Annotated in this window: 16 protein-coding genes; 8 read left to right on the top strand and 8 right to left on the bottom strand. The window is 34.9% G+C overall.

Annotated features, from left to right (window positions below):
- Nucleotides 1-83: 83 nt before the first annotated feature.
- On the bottom strand, nucleotides 84-1,532 hold the full coding sequence (locus tag AC1EU5_RS13495) for a trypsin-like peptidase domain-containing protein (protein WP_480192933.1): 1,449 nt from the start codon (nucleotides 1,530-1,532) through the stop codon (nucleotides 84-86).
- A 148-nt stretch (nucleotides 1,533-1,680) separates the two neighbouring features.
- Here AC1EU5_RS13495 and dapF point away from each other — a divergent pair, with 148 nt between their 5' ends.
- The 5 genes from dapF to AC1EU5_RS13470 all read left to right on the top strand — a co-directional run bounded on the left by dapF (nucleotide 1,681) and on the right by AC1EU5_RS13470 (nucleotide 5,686).
- Entirely contained in the window at nucleotides 1,681-2,460 is a 780-nt protein-coding gene (gene dapF / locus AC1EU5_RS13490) for a diaminopimelate epimerase (RefSeq protein ID WP_480192932.1), read from the top strand.
- Nucleotides 2,460-2,984: a GNAT family N-acetyltransferase gene (locus AC1EU5_RS13485; RefSeq protein ID WP_480192931.1), complete on the top strand. Its 525-nt coding sequence runs from the start codon at nucleotides 2,460-2,462 to the stop codon at nucleotides 2,982-2,984. Before dapF ends, AC1EU5_RS13485 begins: the two co-directional genes overlap by 1 nt.
- Nucleotides 2,981-4,015 (top strand): endolytic transglycosylase MltG, encoded by a 1,035-nt coding sequence (gene mltG, locus AC1EU5_RS13480; RefSeq protein ID WP_480192930.1) that lies wholly within the window; start codon nucleotides 2,981-2,983, stop codon nucleotides 4,013-4,015. Before AC1EU5_RS13485 ends, mltG begins: the two co-directional genes overlap by 4 nt.
- An 8-nt stretch (nucleotides 4,016-4,023) precedes the next feature.
- A complete protein-coding gene (locus AC1EU5_RS13475) occupies nucleotides 4,024-4,938 on the top strand; it encodes a DUF2279 domain-containing protein (RefSeq protein WP_480192929.1) in 915 nt (304 codons plus the stop codon).
- 118 nt (nucleotides 4,939-5,056) lie between these two features.
- A complete protein-coding gene (locus AC1EU5_RS13470) occupies nucleotides 5,057-5,686 on the top strand; it encodes a hypothetical protein (RefSeq protein WP_480192928.1) in 630 nt (209 codons plus the stop codon).
- A gap of 57 nt (nucleotides 5,687-5,743) precedes the next feature.
- Here AC1EU5_RS13470 and AC1EU5_RS13465 read toward each other — a convergent pair whose 3' ends face one another.
- The 4 genes from AC1EU5_RS13465 to dnaA are packed head-to-tail and all read right to left on the bottom strand — an operon-like array spanning nucleotide 5,744 to nucleotide 9,811.
- Complete coding sequence (locus tag AC1EU5_RS13465; protein WP_480192927.1) at nucleotides 5,744-6,460, bottom strand: SAM-dependent methyltransferase; 717 nt, start codon at nucleotides 6,458-6,460, stop codon at nucleotides 5,744-5,746.
- Between the two features lies 1 nt (nucleotide 6,461).
- On the bottom strand, nucleotides 6,462-7,871 hold the full coding sequence (locus tag AC1EU5_RS13460; RefSeq protein WP_480192926.1) for a PQQ-dependent sugar dehydrogenase: 1,410 nt from the start codon (nucleotides 7,869-7,871) through the stop codon (nucleotides 6,462-6,464).
- Nucleotides 7,872-7,917: 46 nt separating this feature from the next.
- Nucleotides 7,918-8,373, bottom strand: coding sequence for a low molecular weight protein-tyrosine-phosphatase (locus AC1EU5_RS13455; RefSeq protein WP_480192925.1), 456 nt, complete (start codon nucleotides 8,371-8,373; stop codon nucleotides 7,918-7,920).
- Nucleotides 8,374-8,383: 10 nt separating this feature from the next.
- Complete coding sequence (gene dnaA / locus AC1EU5_RS13450; RefSeq protein WP_480192924.1) at nucleotides 8,384-9,811, bottom strand: chromosomal replication initiator protein DnaA; 1,428 nt, start codon at nucleotides 9,809-9,811, stop codon at nucleotides 8,384-8,386.
- A gap of 169 nt (nucleotides 9,812-9,980) precedes the next feature.
- Between dnaA and AC1EU5_RS13445 the strand changes: the two genes are divergently transcribed.
- Entirely contained in the window at nucleotides 9,981-10,385 is a 405-nt protein-coding gene (locus tag AC1EU5_RS13445) for an acyl-CoA thioesterase (RefSeq protein ID WP_480192923.1), read from the top strand.
- A 172-nt stretch (nucleotides 10,386-10,557) separates the two neighbouring features.
- Here AC1EU5_RS13445 and AC1EU5_RS13440 read toward each other — a convergent pair whose 3' ends face one another.
- Complete coding sequence (locus AC1EU5_RS13440; RefSeq protein ID WP_480192922.1) at nucleotides 10,558-11,178, bottom strand: IMPACT family protein; 621 nt, start codon at nucleotides 11,176-11,178, stop codon at nucleotides 10,558-10,560.
- Nucleotides 11,153-12,229, bottom strand: coding sequence for a bifunctional diaminohydroxyphosphoribosylaminopyrimidine deaminase/5-amino-6-(5-phosphoribosylamino)uracil reductase RibD (gene ribD, locus AC1EU5_RS13435; RefSeq protein ID WP_480193087.1), 1,077 nt, complete (start codon nucleotides 12,227-12,229; stop codon nucleotides 11,153-11,155). Before ribD ends, AC1EU5_RS13440 begins: the two co-directional genes overlap by 26 nt.
- Before the next feature lie 39 nt (nucleotides 12,230-12,268).
- Between ribD and AC1EU5_RS13430 the strand changes: the two genes are divergently transcribed.
- Together AC1EU5_RS13430 and prmC are read left to right on the top strand one after the other, a co-directional pair.
- Nucleotides 12,269-12,745, top strand: a complete 477-nt coding sequence (locus AC1EU5_RS13430; RefSeq protein WP_480192921.1) for a GNAT family N-acetyltransferase — start codon at nucleotides 12,269-12,271, stop codon at nucleotides 12,743-12,745.
- Between the two features lie 176 nt (nucleotides 12,746-12,921).
- On the top strand, nucleotides 12,922-13,848 hold the full coding sequence (gene prmC / locus AC1EU5_RS13425) for a peptide chain release factor N(5)-glutamine methyltransferase (protein WP_480192920.1): 927 nt from the start codon (nucleotides 12,922-12,924) through the stop codon (nucleotides 13,846-13,848).
- Between the two features lie 104 nt (nucleotides 13,849-13,952).
- On the opposite strand, the gene AC1EU5_RS13420 is transcribed toward prmC, so the two are convergent.
- Nucleotides 13,953-16,043, bottom strand: coding sequence for an AAA family ATPase (locus AC1EU5_RS13420; protein ID WP_480192919.1), 2,091 nt, complete (start codon nucleotides 16,041-16,043; stop codon nucleotides 13,953-13,955).
- Nucleotides 16,044-16,156 lie beyond the last annotated feature (113 nt).

The raw sequence follows: 16,156 nt of genomic DNA, 5'->3' as shown, positions 1-16,156 counted from the left end.
TATTTCAAACGTTTTCGAACAATTATTTATAAATAAAAATTCCCTCAAAATTTGAGGGAATTTTTACAAATTTTAAAATATGTTTAATTTCCTATATATGCTCTAATATATTCGGCATAGCCTTCTTGATTTAAAACCTGAAGCACAATACCTTTGCCTTTATTTTTTCTCAACTCGGTCTCAACATCATCAATGGTATATACTTTCTTTTCATTAACCTTTAATAAAATATCACCTTGTTTAACGCCTTGCTCAGTTAATACATTATTTATATTACCTTTAAAAGCCAAACCATAATTGATTCTGAATTCAGAAGCATCTGATTTTGAAACCTTTTGAAAGCTACCTAAATGATATCTTGAATAGTCATATTTATCTACATTTAATTTACCAAACTGATTCTTTAAACTTACAGCAAACTCTATTTCATTACCATCCCTCAATACGGTAATATTCACTTCATCACCAGGCCTTTTAGAACTTAAAAATCCTTGAAGATCTGCAAACTTATTAATATCTATATTATCAGCTTTTATAATAATATCGTTCTTCTTTAAACCAGCCTCTTTAGCACCACCATTTTCAGAAATACCGGTAATCAATACACCTTCTGAAGCTCCGTAAAGATCAAAACCCTTAGCACGTTCATCATCCAAATCAGCAAAATTGATACCTATATAGGCTGTGCGCACATCACCAAACTCCATAATATCTTCTATTACTTTTTTAGCAATATTAGATGGCACCGCAAATGAGTAACCTACATACGATCCGGTTTGCGATGTAATAGCTGTATTAATACCCACAAGTTCTCCTCGTACATTTACTAAAGCACCTCCACTATTACCTGGGTTTACAGCTGCATCAGTTTGAATAAAAGACTCAATCATATTGCTACGACCAATATTAATATCTCTTCCTTTAGCGCTTACAATACCCGCTGTAACTGTAGAAGTTAGGTTAAACGGATTACCAACTGCCAATACCCACTCGCCTAAACGCACATTATCTGAATTGGCAAAAGGTACATAGGGCAAGTCATTATCTTTTATTTTTAATAAAGCAATGTCAGAACGTTCATGCGCTCCCATCACCTCTGCTTTATATGTTTTTTGGTTATTTAAGGTTACCTCAATATCCTCAGCACCTTTAATCACATGATTATTGGTAATAATATATCCATCCGGAGAAATGATGACTCCAGACCCTGTTCCTTGAAGGGCGCGTTGCCCAGAACGACCACTACGACCAAAAAATAATTCTTCTAGTGGATTAGAAGGTGCAACAGCCATATTCTTAACATGTACCACAGCATTTACGGTCTCTTCAGCAGCTTTGGTAAAATCTACTGCCTCACCATCAATACCTGTTGTTGCCGCTGTAGGAATATATTTGGTTTGAAAAACTTTGGGATTTGATCCATTTTCTTGACCAGTAGCTAAGACCGAATCTTTTGCGATCAAACTATAGCCACCCAGTGCCAATACAGCACCAAAAACAGATGCTAAAACTAAACTTCCTATTTTCTTCATGTTCAAAAAGTTTTAATTAATTACTAAGTCGGTTAAATACAAACAAAATAACACTCAAAAATAATAGAATATTACCTGTTAAACCCTACTTTAACGATACTTTAACAGCATTAAAGCTTCTAAAATAATCTGTACATTTGCCGTAGGTATGAAATTTACATTTTTTAAATATCAAGGCACGGGAAATGACTTTATTTTGATTGATAATCGTCAACTTTCTTTTCCCAAAAATAATACCAAACTTATAGCACGACTTTGTGACAGAAATTTTGGCATAGGTGCTGATGGTCTTATTCTGTTAGAAAATTCTAATAATACAGATTTTAAGATGGTATATTACAATTCAGATGGTCGTTCCAGCAGTATGTGTGGTAATGGTGGTAGATGCTTGGTTGCTTTTGCCAACTATCTGGATGTTATCGAAAATGATACCGTTTTTGAAGCAACTGACGGATTGCATCAAGCTACTATTCAGGATAGTATTGTGACACTAAAAATGATAGATATAAAAGATGTAGAGCAGCACCCAAGCCATTTGTTTCTAGATTCCGGCTCTCCTCATCATGTAGCCTTTGTACAAGATGTTGCAGCTATTGATGTGCAGTCGCATGGAAGTAAAATTAGATATGGTGCACCTTATTTTGATGAAGGAAGCAACGTGAATTTTGTAGAACAAATAGATGATCACACTTTCAAAGTACGCACATATGAGCGTGGCGTAGAAGATGAAACTTTAAGTTGTGGTACCGGAGTTACGGCTGTAGCTATTGCTTCTTATCATGCAAAAAAGACAGCTGACAACAAGATCATATTACAAACTCCTGGTGGTGAACTTGAAGTTTCCTTTGAAGCTAACAATAATAATTATGAAAATGTGTTTTTAAAAGGAGCAGCCACATTGGTTTTTTCAGGTTCAATAGAGGTTTAATGCAGGTATTAAAAGGTTCAAAAATATATTTAAGGGCTTTAGAGCCCCAAGATTTAGATTTTCTCTTTACCAATGAAAATGATACTTCTTTTTGGGAAATCAGCTCCACACAAACACCATATTCTAAATATATTCTTGAACAATATATTTTAAACTCACATCAAGATATTTATACAGCAAAGCAACTGCGACTTATCATTACAGAAAACGATTCAAATAAACCTACGGGCATTATCGATCTCTTTGATTTTAATCCGCAACATAAACGAGCAGGTGTAGGTATATTGATCACCAAAGATTTCCAACAAAAGGGATATGCGCATGAGGCATTACGGTTATTAATAGACTATAGTTTCAAAGTATTGAATTTACATCAACTATTTGCAAATATTACCAGCGATAATACCACTAGCCTATCACTTTTTAACAAAGTTGGATTTAAAGAAGTAGGTACAAAAAAAGAATGGATATTTAGTAACAGTATATATAAGGATGAAATTTTATTACAATTGGTAAACGCATGAGTTTAAAGAAAATCATACTACTAATTTTAGCCGGGCTTCTTTTAGTTGGAGCCTTTATAGGATATAGCTATTATAACAAGATTTTTCAAGGAAATATTAAAGAAGATGCTTCTTTGTACTTACCTTCAAATGCTACTTTTGAAGAAGTGACATCCTTGATTTCTCCATTCCTGAATAATGAAAATAGCTTTAAATGGGTTGCTGAGCAGAAAAATTATCCTAATAAAATAAAAGGAGGACATTACATCCTTAAAAAAGGAATGGACAATAATAGTATTATTGATCTATTGCGAAGTGGTGAACAAACTCCAATAAAAGTGTCCTTTAACAATCAAGACACACTTGAAAAACTAGCAGGACGCATTGCTGAACAGATTGAAGCGGATTCAATTTCCATTTTGAATGCCATTACGGATAGTAATTTCTTAAACAAAAATGATTTCAACAAGGTAAATGTGTTGGGTATGTTTATTCCTAATTCGTATGAATTTTACTGGAATACTTCTGCTGAAAAATTCAGAGACAGAATGTTGAAAGAATACAATCGGTTTTGGAACAATGGTAGACTAGCAAAAGCGAAAAAATTAAATTTAACCAAGCATGAGGTATCTACACTGGCTTCTATTGTTCAAAAGGAAACAACCCAAATCAGTGAACGTCCTACTGTAGCAGGATTATATCTTAATAGAGTTAGACAACGTTGGCCTTTAGGTGCGGATCCCACCATTATCTATATTCTAAAGCAAAAGCATGGCCAGGATAAAGTTTTTAAACGTGTATTAAATAAAGATTTAGAAATAGACTCACCCTATAACACGTATAAAAATTTAGGATTGCCACCATCTTTGATTGCCATGCCAGATATTTCATCTATTGACGCTGTGCTTGCAGATAAGCGTCATGACTTTTTTTATATGTGTGCCAGTGTAACCAATATAGGTTTTCATGAATTTGCCAAGACCTTAGCACAACACAATGTAAACGCAGCTAAGTATCATAAGTGGGTGAGTAAACAAGGAATTAATAGATAGTATTGATCTTGAATACAAAATACATAGCCTTTTTATTTGTTGTTTTTATTTCATTAAGCTGTTTTTCGCAGGAAAAACCCTCTTTTTGGCAAAAATCTGATTCCTTAAATAAGAAAAGACGTAATGCGGTTTACATTACCGAAGCTTCGGCTGCTGCCGTTGCATTGATTGGATTAAATCAATTATGGTATGCTGATTACCCCAGAACATCTTTTAGAACTTTTAATGATAACAATGAGTGGTTGCAGATGGATAAAGTTGGCCATGTAATGGCTTCCTATTATGTAGGAAAATTGGGTATGCAAACATTAGATTGGGCTGGTGAAAGTAAAAAGAATCAATTACTTTATGGAGCTACCTTGGGTTTTGCCTTTTTAAGTGCAGTTGAAGTATTAGATGGTTATTCCGCGCAATGGGGCTTTTCAACAGGTGATTTTATAGCCAATGCTGCAGGGGCAGGACTCCTTATTGGACAGGAACTCTTATGGGATGAACAGCGCATTCATCTAAAATATTCATTTCATACTACTAAATATGCAGATATGCGTCCTGAAATATTAGGGGAAAACTTTTTGGAGCAAACTTTAAAAGATTACAATGGGCAAACTTATTGGCTTTCAGCCAATTTATGGTCATTCAATAAGGAAAGTAAAATCCCTAAATGGTTAAATATTGCCTTTGGATATGGTGCCGACGGTATGCTCACCGGTAATGAAGACACCGTTATAGAGACTCAAAATTTACCAAATCAAGAGAGATACAGGCAATTTTACCTTAGTTTAGATGTAGACTTAACTAAAATAAAAACGAGGTCTAAATTGCTAAAAACACTGTTTTCTACACTTAATTTTATCAAAATACCAGCCCCTACCATTGAATTTAATGTAAATCGTAAAACAAAAGTGCATTTTTTGTATTTTTAATAATCTGATTTTCAATAAGTTAAATAATTCTTAATAATTTTTGTATCTTTGAACAATTGCTATACATTTGCACGCTCATTTTGAAAAGCGTCTGACTCGCTTGTTAAATGTGAACAAAATGGAAAAGAAACTATTAAAGGTAATTAGTATTCTGTCAGTAATATACTTTGTTACCACTAGTTTTTCTAGCTGGAAAAAAGTAACTGTAGTTTACAACGTGCCAGAAGAAAATGCAATTACAACGGTTTACCCCACTGGTGTAATTGAGCCCGAAACAGTAATTTTTAGACCTGTAGTTGGTAAAGCATTTATTGGTTTTAAAGAAGCTGTTGGATTCAAAGAATCGCAAGGTATTTACCAAAGAGTAAATACTTTAGGTTATCTAGGAAAATACCAATTTGGTAAAGAAACCCTAAAGCGATTCAAAATTTACAACACTGCAGCGTTTTTGCAGGATGCTAAATTACAAGAAGATGCATTTGCAGCTTTATGTTCTGTAAACAAATGGATTTTGATTAGAGACATTAAGCGTAGTGTTGGTAAAAGAATTAATGGAATTAGAATTACTGAATCTGGTATTTTGGCAGCAGCCCATTTGGCCGGAGCAGGTAGCGTAAAGAAATACTTACGCAGTAATGGTCAGTTTGAATTTACAGATGCTTATGGCACTACAATTGAACATTACTTGAAAAAATTTGCTGGTTATGATACCTCAATGGTAAAAGCAGATAAAAAACCTGCAATTTAATTAGTTAAAATAATTATTGATAGTTAATGAAAATCCTCAATGTACATTGAGGATTTTTTATTTTTTATGAATAATAAAAATAGCCGGACGTTTATGCAAGTCTGGTTTTTTTGTTTTCCAGTCTTTAGCAGTATAGGTTCTAATAAATTCTGTTGGTAATGTAATATCTGCAGCTATGCATAATTCTGTTGTTGGGGTTAGGGCTTGAACCAAATCAGTAAACATTTTTTCATTTCTATAGGGTGTTTCAATAAAGAGTTGTGATTGGTCTATTTCCTTAGAGAGTCGTTCCAATTGTTTGATTTTCTTTTTACGTTCTGTCTTTTCGATGGGCAAATAGCCATTAAAAGCAAAATTCTGCCCGTTTAAGCCTGAAGCCATTAACGCCATAATAATTGAAGAAGGCCCTACGAGCGGCACCACTTGTATTCCTTTTTGATGTGCTAGAGCAACAATAATAGCTCCAGGGTCAGCCACTGCAGGTACGCCAGCCTCAGATAATAACCCAACAGATTTACCTTGTTCACAGGCATCTAGATAATGTTGTACTTCTACTTCTGTAGTGAACTTATCAAGCTTGTATAATTCTAAAGAAGGCTGTGATTTTCTTGGAGTTATCTTCTTAATAAATCGCCTAGCAGATTTTTCGTTTTCTACTATAAAATGAGTTGTTCTTTCCACCACTTTCTTTACAGACAACGGCATTACTTCTAAGGGCTCATTATCTCCTAAAGTTGTAGGGATTAAGTACAACTTTCCTTTAGATATGTTCATTCTATAGTTTGATTAATGGTTTTCTAAATCTGTTACCTTGCTCATCAATGAGCTCCACAAGGTACAAACCTGAATTAAAATTTCTAACAGAAAACGGTTGATTTTCTTGTAAATTATAAACACTGTTCTTTAACAGTCTGCCATTCAGGTCATATATCTTTACAGAGAAGAAAGTTGTAAGATTAGAATCAGAAACCCTAAAAGCATCATTTGTAGGGTTTGGATGAATTGTTATTGCTGAAGCATTTATAGCATCAGTACTTAAACTAGCATCTTTAATTTTATAAATAGTACTTGAACTAATACCTGCAATATATAATTCACCTTCTACGTCCTCACCAAAAGTTACCCACCTGTTGCCGTTGAATGGAGTAGAAAATGTCATATTAAAATTGGAGCCATTCTGTTCTAACACGCCAATTTCATTGCTACAGTAATCGGCAAAAAAATACAATCCAGTAAATCCTGGATATTGTGAACCCCTATATCTATAACCCCCGGTAATGGAACATCTTGAGGTGCCTGAATGCGCATATACACCTACAGGAAACGTTAAAGTATTCATATTTGGACACCCTGAAGTATTAAACGTATCATTTCCTTCATAACAGCGCCATCCAAAATTCAATCCTGCTTCTGAAGAGCTCACCCTGTTGATCTCTTCAAAATCTCGTTGTCCTACATCTGCTATCCATAAGTCATTTGTTTGTCTGTCAAATGAAAATTTCCATGCATTTCTCAGTCCATAGGCCCATATTTCATCTAGTGCGCTGGCATTACTAACAAAAGGATTATTGCTTGGGATGGCATAATTATTACCATTACTCGTATTATCTACATCTATACGTAATAATTTTCCTAATAAAGTATTCAAACGTTGAGCTCTATCGCCAGGGTCACCGCTATCACCACCATCTCCAGAAGAAATATACAAGTATCCATCAGGGCCAAATGCCAGATCTCCTCCATTATGATTAGAAAAAGGCTGATCAATAGTAAGCAGAATCACCTCAGAATTAGCGTCTGCTACATTAGAATTAGAGTTGCTTACAGAAAATCTTGAAACTGTTGTATCACCAGAATTATTAATATAATTCACATAAAAAAAACCGTTAGTAGTGTACTGAGGGTGAAATGCTAAACCTAATAAACCACGTTCGTCACCTATACCAGTTACATTAATAACACGTCCTTGAATATCTAAAAAAGGGGTTGAATTTACACTACCATCAGGGTTTACAATCCGAATCAAACCATCTTGTTCAATAACAAAAAGGCGTGCATCACCTGCATGCTTAATACTTACTGGCTTATCTAAATTTTCAGCAAATACTTCTAATTCAATTTGTGGCTGTGCAAACAAACAACTAATAAGAAATAAAGAAAAAATACTACTAAAAAAGGTTTTCATTTCTAAATTATTTTAAAAATGGTGACCTGTAAAAGATACGGAAATTTTAGGAATTTAATTCAGATGCTATCACGGCACATGCCTTATCTAACATTTGGTAAACATGCTCAAAACCATCTAACCCACCAGTATAAGGATCTGGAACATCTACATTTTCATCAGGAAATAATTCATTTAAAATCATCTTTACCTTTTGGCTATCCTCTTGATTTTTGGCAAGATGTAGCACGTCTCTTCTATTTGAATTATCCATTACATAGATCAAGTCAAAATCATCAAAGTCATGCACGCTGAATTGCCTGCAACACTGATCTGTAATATCAATATTATATTTATTGGCGGTGGCTATAGAACGCTTATCGGGCAATTCTCCTATATGATAACCTCCGGTACCTGCAGAATCTACAAAAACCTTAGAAGTATCAACTTTAGATTTTAAAATACCCTCTGCCAATGGTGATCTGCAAATATTTCCCAGACAAACCATTAGAATACGAGTCATACTCTAAAAATTAAAAAGAAAGTTTCTTTGAAATATCGTCAACGTATTTTCTGAATTGCTTGTCAGTCTCTGTAAGATTATCTACTGTTTTACAGGCATGTAAGACAGTAGCATGATCTCTATTACCAATTTGTGAACCAATACTTGCCAATGACGCTTTTGTCATTTTCTTAGCAAAATACATGGCTAATTGACGCGCCTGTACAATGTGGCGTTTTCTTGTTTTTGACTGCAACGTAGTCACATCCATTTCAAAGTACTTAGATACTACTTTTTGAATGTAATCTATAGAAACTTCGCGCTTAGTATTCTTCACAAATTTATCTACTATTTGCTTGGTAAGCGCTAGTGTGAATTCTTTTCTGTTAAAAGATGCCTGCGCAATCATAGAAATCAATACACCTTCCAATTCGCGAACATTAGTTTTAATATTCTTAGCAATGTATTCAATAATCTCCTCTGGCATTTCAACACCATCTCTGAACAACTTATTCTTTAAGATAGAGATTCTGGTTTCATAATCAGGCGGTTGCAATTCAGCAGACAAGCCCCATTTAAAACGAGACAATAAACGCTGCTCTATATCTTGCATATCAACAGGAGCCTTATCAGAAGTTAAGATCACCTGCTTTCCATTTTGATGTAAATGGTTGAATATATGGAAGAATACATCCTGTGTACCAGATTTACCTGATAAGAACTGTACATCATCAATAACAAGTACATCTATCATCTGATAAAAATGAATAAAATCATTTCTTGTGTTCCCTTTTACGGAATCTATATATTGTTGTGTGAATTTCTCAGCAGAAATATAAAGTACCGTTTTTTCAGGATACTTATCTTTGATATCAACACCTATGGCATGTGCCAAATGCGTTTTTCCTAAACCTACACCACCATAAATTAATAGTGGATTGAAAGAAGTACCTCCTGGCTTATTGGCCACAGCCATACCTGCAGAACGCGCCAACCTATTCGCATCACCTTCTACAAAACTTTCAAAATTATAATTAGGATTTAACTGCGACTCTATTTTTACCTTTTGAATACCTGGAATTACAAACGGATTACGTAATTCACGCTTATCAATCTCTAATGGTACTGTAACCCCCTGCGAATTAAATGGCTTTCTATTTGAGCTTGGTATTTTAACCGTATGCGGATTCTTACTACTATACGCATTTTCCATACGCACATCATAAATCAATTTAGCATCTTCTCCTAACTCTCTAACCAATGCTACTCGCAATAATTTTATATAATGTTCTTCAAGCCATTCATAAAAAAATTTGCTAGGCACTTGAATTGTTAGAGCTTCTCCGGTAACTTTAATGGGTTTTATTGGTTCAAACCAAGTTTTATATGCTTGAGGTTTTATATTATCTTTAATAAAAGACAGGCAATTATTCCAAACTGAAGTAGCAGTTTTAGTCATTCTTAGGGTCTAGTGTTTTTAGTCGGTTAATTTTCGTGAGAATGCACGGGCTACCCCTTGCATTTTTAGCTCTACAAAAATGTGAATATTTTTCATTATAAAAAAATAAAATACCTATTGATTATTAAGTTTTTTTTCCGTAAACTCTGCATCCTTAAAAAACAAAAAAATGCGCTCACACAGCATACAATTTAGGGTTCGATACGGAGAAACAGATCAAATGGGTTACGTATACTATGGTAACTATGCCCAATACTATGAAATGGGGAGAGTTGAATGGCTTCGCAACCTGGGTACATCTTATAAACGCCTAGAATCCTCTGGTATTATGTTACCAGTGCTAAATATGAATATTGACTACCTAAAACCGGCAAAATATGACGACCTTCTCACCTTAAAAACCACCTTGATCAAGCAGCCCTCTGTACGCATTGAATTTGATTTTGAACTCTTTAACGAAGCAGAAGAATTACTGAATAAAGCCTATGTAAGTTTAGTGTTTATTAATATGGAAAGAAATAGACCTACCAAAGCCCCTGAATCAATTTTGGAAAAGACTGCTTCTTTATTTTAGTCTAACATGAATCTAGGATAAGAAAATTTTGTCAGTTAGAGTGAATTTGACAATTGAAATGAGTGGAATTTGTATCGAAAACAAGAAAATTTCTAACAAAAATACACTTCCCTATACGCCTGCCATTAGCAGACACTCGAAGTGACGTGCTAAACCCTAAAAAAAGTTCACGTTAGTTGAATTCCTTTACTTCAATAAAATGTAGACCTTTAATAATAGCTCTTATTTTAGCAGCTTCCTTTTTTCTAATCGATAGAATATACTCACATTTCATTTCCATTTTTTGACTGACAATATTGAGTTGATGTTCTTTAATCAAACGCATTACCTTATCAAGATGTTCATAGTCAAAAATCAGCTGAAAACTTTGATCGATAGTCTTTTCAATAATTTTAGCTTCATCTAAAGCCAGTGACGCACCCATTCTATACGCATTGATCAAGCCACCAACCCCAAGCTTAGTGCCCCCAAAATAACGGACAACCACCACTAATATATTGGTCAAGTCTCTTGATAGTATTTGCCCATATATAGGCTGCCCAGCAGAATTAGAAGGTTCTCCGTCATCACTTACTCTAAATCGTTGGTTTGACTCTTCTCTACCCAAACGCCAGGCATAACACCAATGTCTCGCTTTTATATGATCTGCTTTTAGTTTTGCAAGGATAGGCTTTACCTCTTCTTCAGATTGAATTGGAAAAGCGTAACCCAAAAATTTACTCCCCCTATCTTTAAATATGGCTTCCTTACCTGACCGTAAAATGGTTTTATATATGTCTTGAATTGACACCATAAAAGGTATTTTTAACAATCTTTAGCCTATCCGTATCAATAGACAATTCATTGATTTCCTTACCAGAAACTACCGGAGCTCTTAAGCCCTTTTTAAAAGAATTGGTTCCTTTAAAAATACGTGCTTCATCCCAATAATTAGCATTGATAAATGTTTCTAAGGTTTGTTTCCCACCTTCAATAATAACCGACTGCATATTGTGTTGATATAGTACATCGCATATTTGTTTCGGAACGTTTTTGGAAAAATCAATTTGATTAAATTCAGTCTTTCCTTCAGAAGTTTTCTGTTGTTCTGTAAAGACAATGGTTTTTTCTTGACCATTATATATATGGTATTGCTTAGGGATTCTCAGCAACCTGTCTAAAACTATGCGAACAGGGCTTTTCCCTTGCCAGTCTCGTGTATTTAACTTTGGGTTATCATTAATCACTGTATTGGTTCCTACCAAAATAGCATCTTCTTCTGAACGCCATTTGTGCACCAATTGCCTAGCGCGTTTTCCGGTGATCCAATTGGGTTTTGCAGCATCTATTGCGGTAACTTCCCTATCAACATCTATAAATCCATCAGCCGTTTGTGCCCATTTCAAAATAATATAAGGTCTTTTCTGTAAATGATACGTAAAGAAACGTTTATTCATTGCAATGCATTCATCTTCCAACACACCTACTACAACTTCCACACCGTGATCACGTAACTTTTCAATACCACTACCTGCTACCTTTTCAAACGGGTCAACACAGCCTACTATTACTTTAGGAATGCCTGCTTTAATAATTTTATCACTACATGGCGGTGTTTTACCATAGTGATTGCACGGCTCTAAACTAACATATAATGCGGCATCCTTAAGCAACTCTGGTGTAGCAACAGCATTGATAGCATTTACCTCGGCATGCGATCCGCCGTAAGCGCTGGTATAACCTTCACCAATAATGCTACAATCATGAACAATCACCGCACCTACCGAAGGATTAGGCCGTGCTTCTAACAAGCCTTTTTTAGCCAATTCTAAGCAGCGTAATATGTATTTTTCATGTATATTCACCAAAGCAAAAGTACTGTTTAAAGTTTAGTTTTTAAGGGCATGATCATTAGAAAAATACTAGCGAAAGACAACAAAAAAATAGAAGAAATTATTAAATCTACCTTGGTAGAATTTGGGCTTCCTACGGTTGGTACCGCCTATGAAGATCCTGAAACAGCCGCTATGTTTGAAGCCTATCAAAATGACGGCGAGGTGTATTTTGTATTAGAAGTTGACAATGAGGTAGTAGGCGGTGGTGGTATTAAACCTTTAAAAGGTCAAAATGGAGCTATCTGCGAATTGCAGAAAATGTATTTTAAACCAGAAGCAAGAGGTAAAGGCTACGGCTGGCAGATTTTTAATGCCTGTTTAGTTGCTGCCAAAGAATTAAGATATACCCAATGTTATTTAGAATCAGACCCCGGTATGACCTCAGCAATAAGTATTTATGAGAAAAACGGATTTACACATTTAAAAGGCCCTATTGGAAATACCGGCCATACAGCCTGCGGTGTTTGGATGCTAAAAGAGCTATAATCGCTCTGGAGATCCATTAAAATATGATTTTATTTAGTAAGAACAGCTTTAAGTTCCAAAACAAAAAAAGAGAACTTTTTAATATGTAAATATGCCTTCATTCCCATTAAAATATGATTTTTTCAAAAAATCAAGCCTTCTTTTTAGCACATATATACATTTAAAAGGTTACTAACATGACGCTAGCTGCATTAAAATATGATTTTTTAAAGCAATTAGAGGGTTTATACCCTAAGGAAGAAATCAGCGCTTTTTTTAAATTATTGGCAACGCACAGACTTCAATTGAATACCGTTGAACAGACATTAAGACCTCAGTTAGAAATCACCAAAAAAGACATTGATTATTTTACAAATGCCCTAGCGGAATTAAAAAATCAAAAACCTATACAATATATTATAGGTGAAACTGAGTTTTATGGATTGCAATTAAAAGTCAATAAAAATGTATTAATACCCAGACCGGAAACTGAAGAGTTGGTCGATTGGATTATTCAAGATACCAAAAGCCAAAAGCGAACACTCAATATTCTGGATATCGGAACCGGAAGTGGTTGTATTGCCATTGCCCTGGCAAAAAACATCCCTCAAGCCAATATATTTGCCTTAGACGTATCTGAAAAAGCTCTGGATATTGCACAAGAAAATGCCAGATTAAATGAAGTAACCATTCATTTTATACAACAAGATATTTTAGACCCCAATGTGATGCGGAGCCTGCCGAAGCATCTAAACTCCGATGTCATGCTGAGCCAGTCGAAGCATCTAAACATTGGTACGTATGAGAACTCTTTAAAATTTGACATCATCGTTTCCAACCCTCCTTATGTACGAAATTTAGAGAAAGAAGAAATACACCCCAATGTATTAGACTTTGAACCGCATTTGGCCTTGTTTGTTGCAGATCAAAACCCACTTCTCTTTTATAATGCCATTGCTAATGTTACAAAAACCTATCTAAGCCCAAATGGACAACTCTATTTTGAGATCAATCAATATTTGGGAAGGGAAACAAGCGCTTTATTAGAAGAAAAAGGGTTTACAAACATTCAACTTAAAAAAGACCTACAGGGTAATGACCGAATGTTGTACGCCATGATTTAGTTTGTTTCTTAACAAATTTTCCTCGAACTTCGCTTATCAGTCGCTAAACGGAATTAAAACTCCACTTAGCTTAATCGTTAGGCACAATTAAAAATCAATCCAGGTCATGATTTTAAAATAGCATCGACAATTTTCTGCATTCCAGGTGGCTTGAATCCTTCTTCCCTCATCTTGGATAAAATCAAATCACGAAAAACTTCATATTTAACTCGCTGAACATATTGATTCACAAAACGTTTTAGAATGTCTCGACCACGGAAAGTTTGAAGCCATTTATCACTCTTGAGGTGTTGCTTGAACTTGTTTCTTTCGAATTTTTCTTGACGTTCTAATTTTTTTAAAGTTAGGTCATTCGTAATTGCGCTATCAATTAAAGTTTGAGTTTCGCTAATCGCCTTATTTAACGCGGTCGCTATTGATAATTCACTCCTTGAAACTTTTGTTTTGATCGAAGAAATTAGAATATTATTAGCGTTAGATTCTAACTCATGTCGTACCAAATCATCAAGTGTTTCCTCTGCACACTTATTAAGTCTTGTCTTAATTCCTGCGGAAGATTTTAACCCTACTTCTTCAATATTTAAGCTCTTAAGAACTTGAAGTATAAATCTTGGCTCTAGTAAATAATTCTCGATATGATAGCGATCCCACGCAAATGCATCAGCTGCCCGATCCATCCATCCCGAGTCGCTATCAACCACTGAGAAAAATCTAGATTTAAGAGAGCCTGAATCTGATGCCTTTTTCAACAAATCATGTAAATTTTGTACTCGACCTCGATCACCCGCAGATATTGGAGTAGTTTCACTGCTTATAGATGGGAAAAGAGAGGTCACCATTCGAATATCAAATTCAACATCTCCACCACCTTCGAAAATAACAACTTTTCCATCTGGTTGATACGTGGCTAAATCACCTACTAAATCTATAATTGCCCTATCGAGGGGTTCTCCAGTTTCAATGGCTTCGACCTGATTTTCTTCTACCTCCAAGTTTATAGCTTGTTTCATATGAAAAACAGAATATCCAGGGCGACCAACTGCTTCTCTAAGTAAAGTATCAGAATGTGTCACAAGCCAAAGTTGATTACCCAACTCTTTACCAATGTATTTGTGGTAAAACTGTGGTAAACCTCTCAATAAAGCCGGATTAAGATGAATTTCTGGTTCATCTATTAACATGACTGAATGTTTTGGCGCGTTATTTCTGAGTCTGAGATAGCCAAATAAAACTTCTTTTTCACCAGAGCTAAGATCATCAATATCATGTTCAGAATTATCTTCCATAATTACTGGGAAGTCTAATGTTCCGTCCTTACCAGGTGTTGGTCCTGGAAACTTCTTGCCTGGGAAAAATGTTGCAAACAACTCCTGTAAGGTATCAATTAGAGATTCCGTTTTTCCTGACTTAACTCCTGTTTCTGCTGCAATTAAATCCCGTACATAACCTGCAGCTAACTCTGATTTTATATTCGAAAACTTACTTGCCCAGTTATATAGTGAACTTTGTCTACTTCTTTGTTCCGACTGGGCAATATTAAGATTAATCCCCCCTAGTCGCTCTCTATTGTAATTGCGTTGAGCCCCATGATAATTAATTATTCCTAAGTGTTTTGGCTCATATGTGCTAAACAACAATTCAAGACCTAAATTTTCCTTTGTTTGATATGTAAGATTTGGAAAAACTTTCAATTCACCCGTTAATATAGGTTCGTCTAAAAAAGTATTTGTAATCCTCACCTCTTTTTTTGTTCGTTCTTCAACTGTTTCACCATGAACTCTTTGAGCCTGAGCTGATGGAGTCCTTTTATCACCCGTTTCAGGGTCAATATCCGGAACTAATTCCTTCCAAATTCTAGAGCGAATTTGATTCTCTGCAATCGTTTTAAGAAAAGTTCTTTCTGCCGAAGTAAGCTCAAAAGAAGCTTTTATTTCAATTGGTTGATTCCGGTCTCTAAAAATGTGATAAATTCCTTTTCCTGGTTGATTAAGGTTTATTTGGAATTCACCCCACCATTGCTGATATTCATTAGCTTGATATCCACCATAACTAGATTTGAAAAGACGAATAGCATTGTAAATTTGGGTTTTCCCACAACCGTTTGAACCAGCAATAACAATCATATCTCCCAAATCATGAAGTGATAGGTTTTTAATTGCTCGGAAATTCTTAATAGATACGCTGTTAATTCTCACCTTATTTTAATCATTAAAGTTCTTACTAAAACTACAATATAATAATCACATTCAATTTATCATAATAAAATTGTCGCCTAGCTAATCAACAGGACTGATAAATAACAGTGCCT

This window comes from Maritimimonas sp. 2405UD52-3 (genome assembly GCF_056591715.1).
The sequence above is the reverse complement of the archived record's forward strand: the minus strand, read 5'-3'. Positions and strand labels throughout refer to the sequence as shown.

What these genes read in the sequence shown, in the direction of transcription:
- AC1EU5_RS13470 (WP_480192928.1), top strand. Translation starts at nt 5,057, where the DNA reads ATGGAAAAGAAACTATTAAAGGTAATTAGTATTCTGTCAGTAATATAC.
- AC1EU5_RS13455 (WP_480192925.1), bottom strand. Translation starts at nt 8,373, where the DNA reads ATGACTCGTATTCTAATGGTTTGTCTGGGAAATATTTGCAGATCACCA.
- AC1EU5_RS13445 (WP_480192923.1), top strand. Translation starts at nt 9,981, where the DNA reads ATGCGCTCACACAGCATACAATTTAGGGTTCGATACGGAGAAACAGAT.
- prmC (WP_480192920.1), top strand. Translation starts at nt 12,922, where the DNA reads ATGACGCTAGCTGCATTAAAATATGATTTTTTAAAGCAATTAGAGGGT.
- AC1EU5_RS13485 (WP_480192931.1), top strand. Translation starts at nt 2,460, where the DNA reads ATGCAGGTATTAAAAGGTTCAAAAATATATTTAAGGGCTTTAGAGCCC.
- AC1EU5_RS13440 (WP_480192922.1), bottom strand. Translation starts at nt 11,178, where the DNA reads ATGGTGTCAATTCAAGACATATATAAAACCATTTTACGGTCAGGTAAG.
- dnaA (WP_480192924.1), bottom strand. Translation starts at nt 9,811, where the DNA reads ATGACTAAAACTGCTACTTCAGTTTGGAATAATTGCCTGTCTTTTATT.
- AC1EU5_RS13460 (WP_480192926.1), bottom strand. Translation starts at nt 7,871, where the DNA reads ATGAAAACCTTTTTTAGTAGTATTTTTTCTTTATTTCTTATTAGTTGT.
- mltG (WP_480192930.1), top strand. Translation starts at nt 2,981, where the DNA reads ATGAGTTTAAAGAAAATCATACTACTAATTTTAGCCGGGCTTCTTTTA.
- AC1EU5_RS13495 (WP_480192933.1), bottom strand. Translation starts at nt 1,532, where the DNA reads ATGAAGAAAATAGGAAGTTTAGTTTTAGCATCTGTTTTTGGTGCTGTA.
- AC1EU5_RS13465 (WP_480192927.1), bottom strand. Translation starts at nt 6,460, where the DNA reads ATGAACATATCTAAAGGAAAGTTGTACTTAATCCCTACAACTTTAGGA.
- dapF (WP_480192932.1), top strand. Translation starts at nt 1,681, where the DNA reads ATGAAATTTACATTTTTTAAATATCAAGGCACGGGAAATGACTTTATT.
- AC1EU5_RS13430 (WP_480192921.1), top strand. Translation starts at nt 12,269, where the DNA reads ATGATCATTAGAAAAATACTAGCGAAAGACAACAAAAAAATAGAAGAA.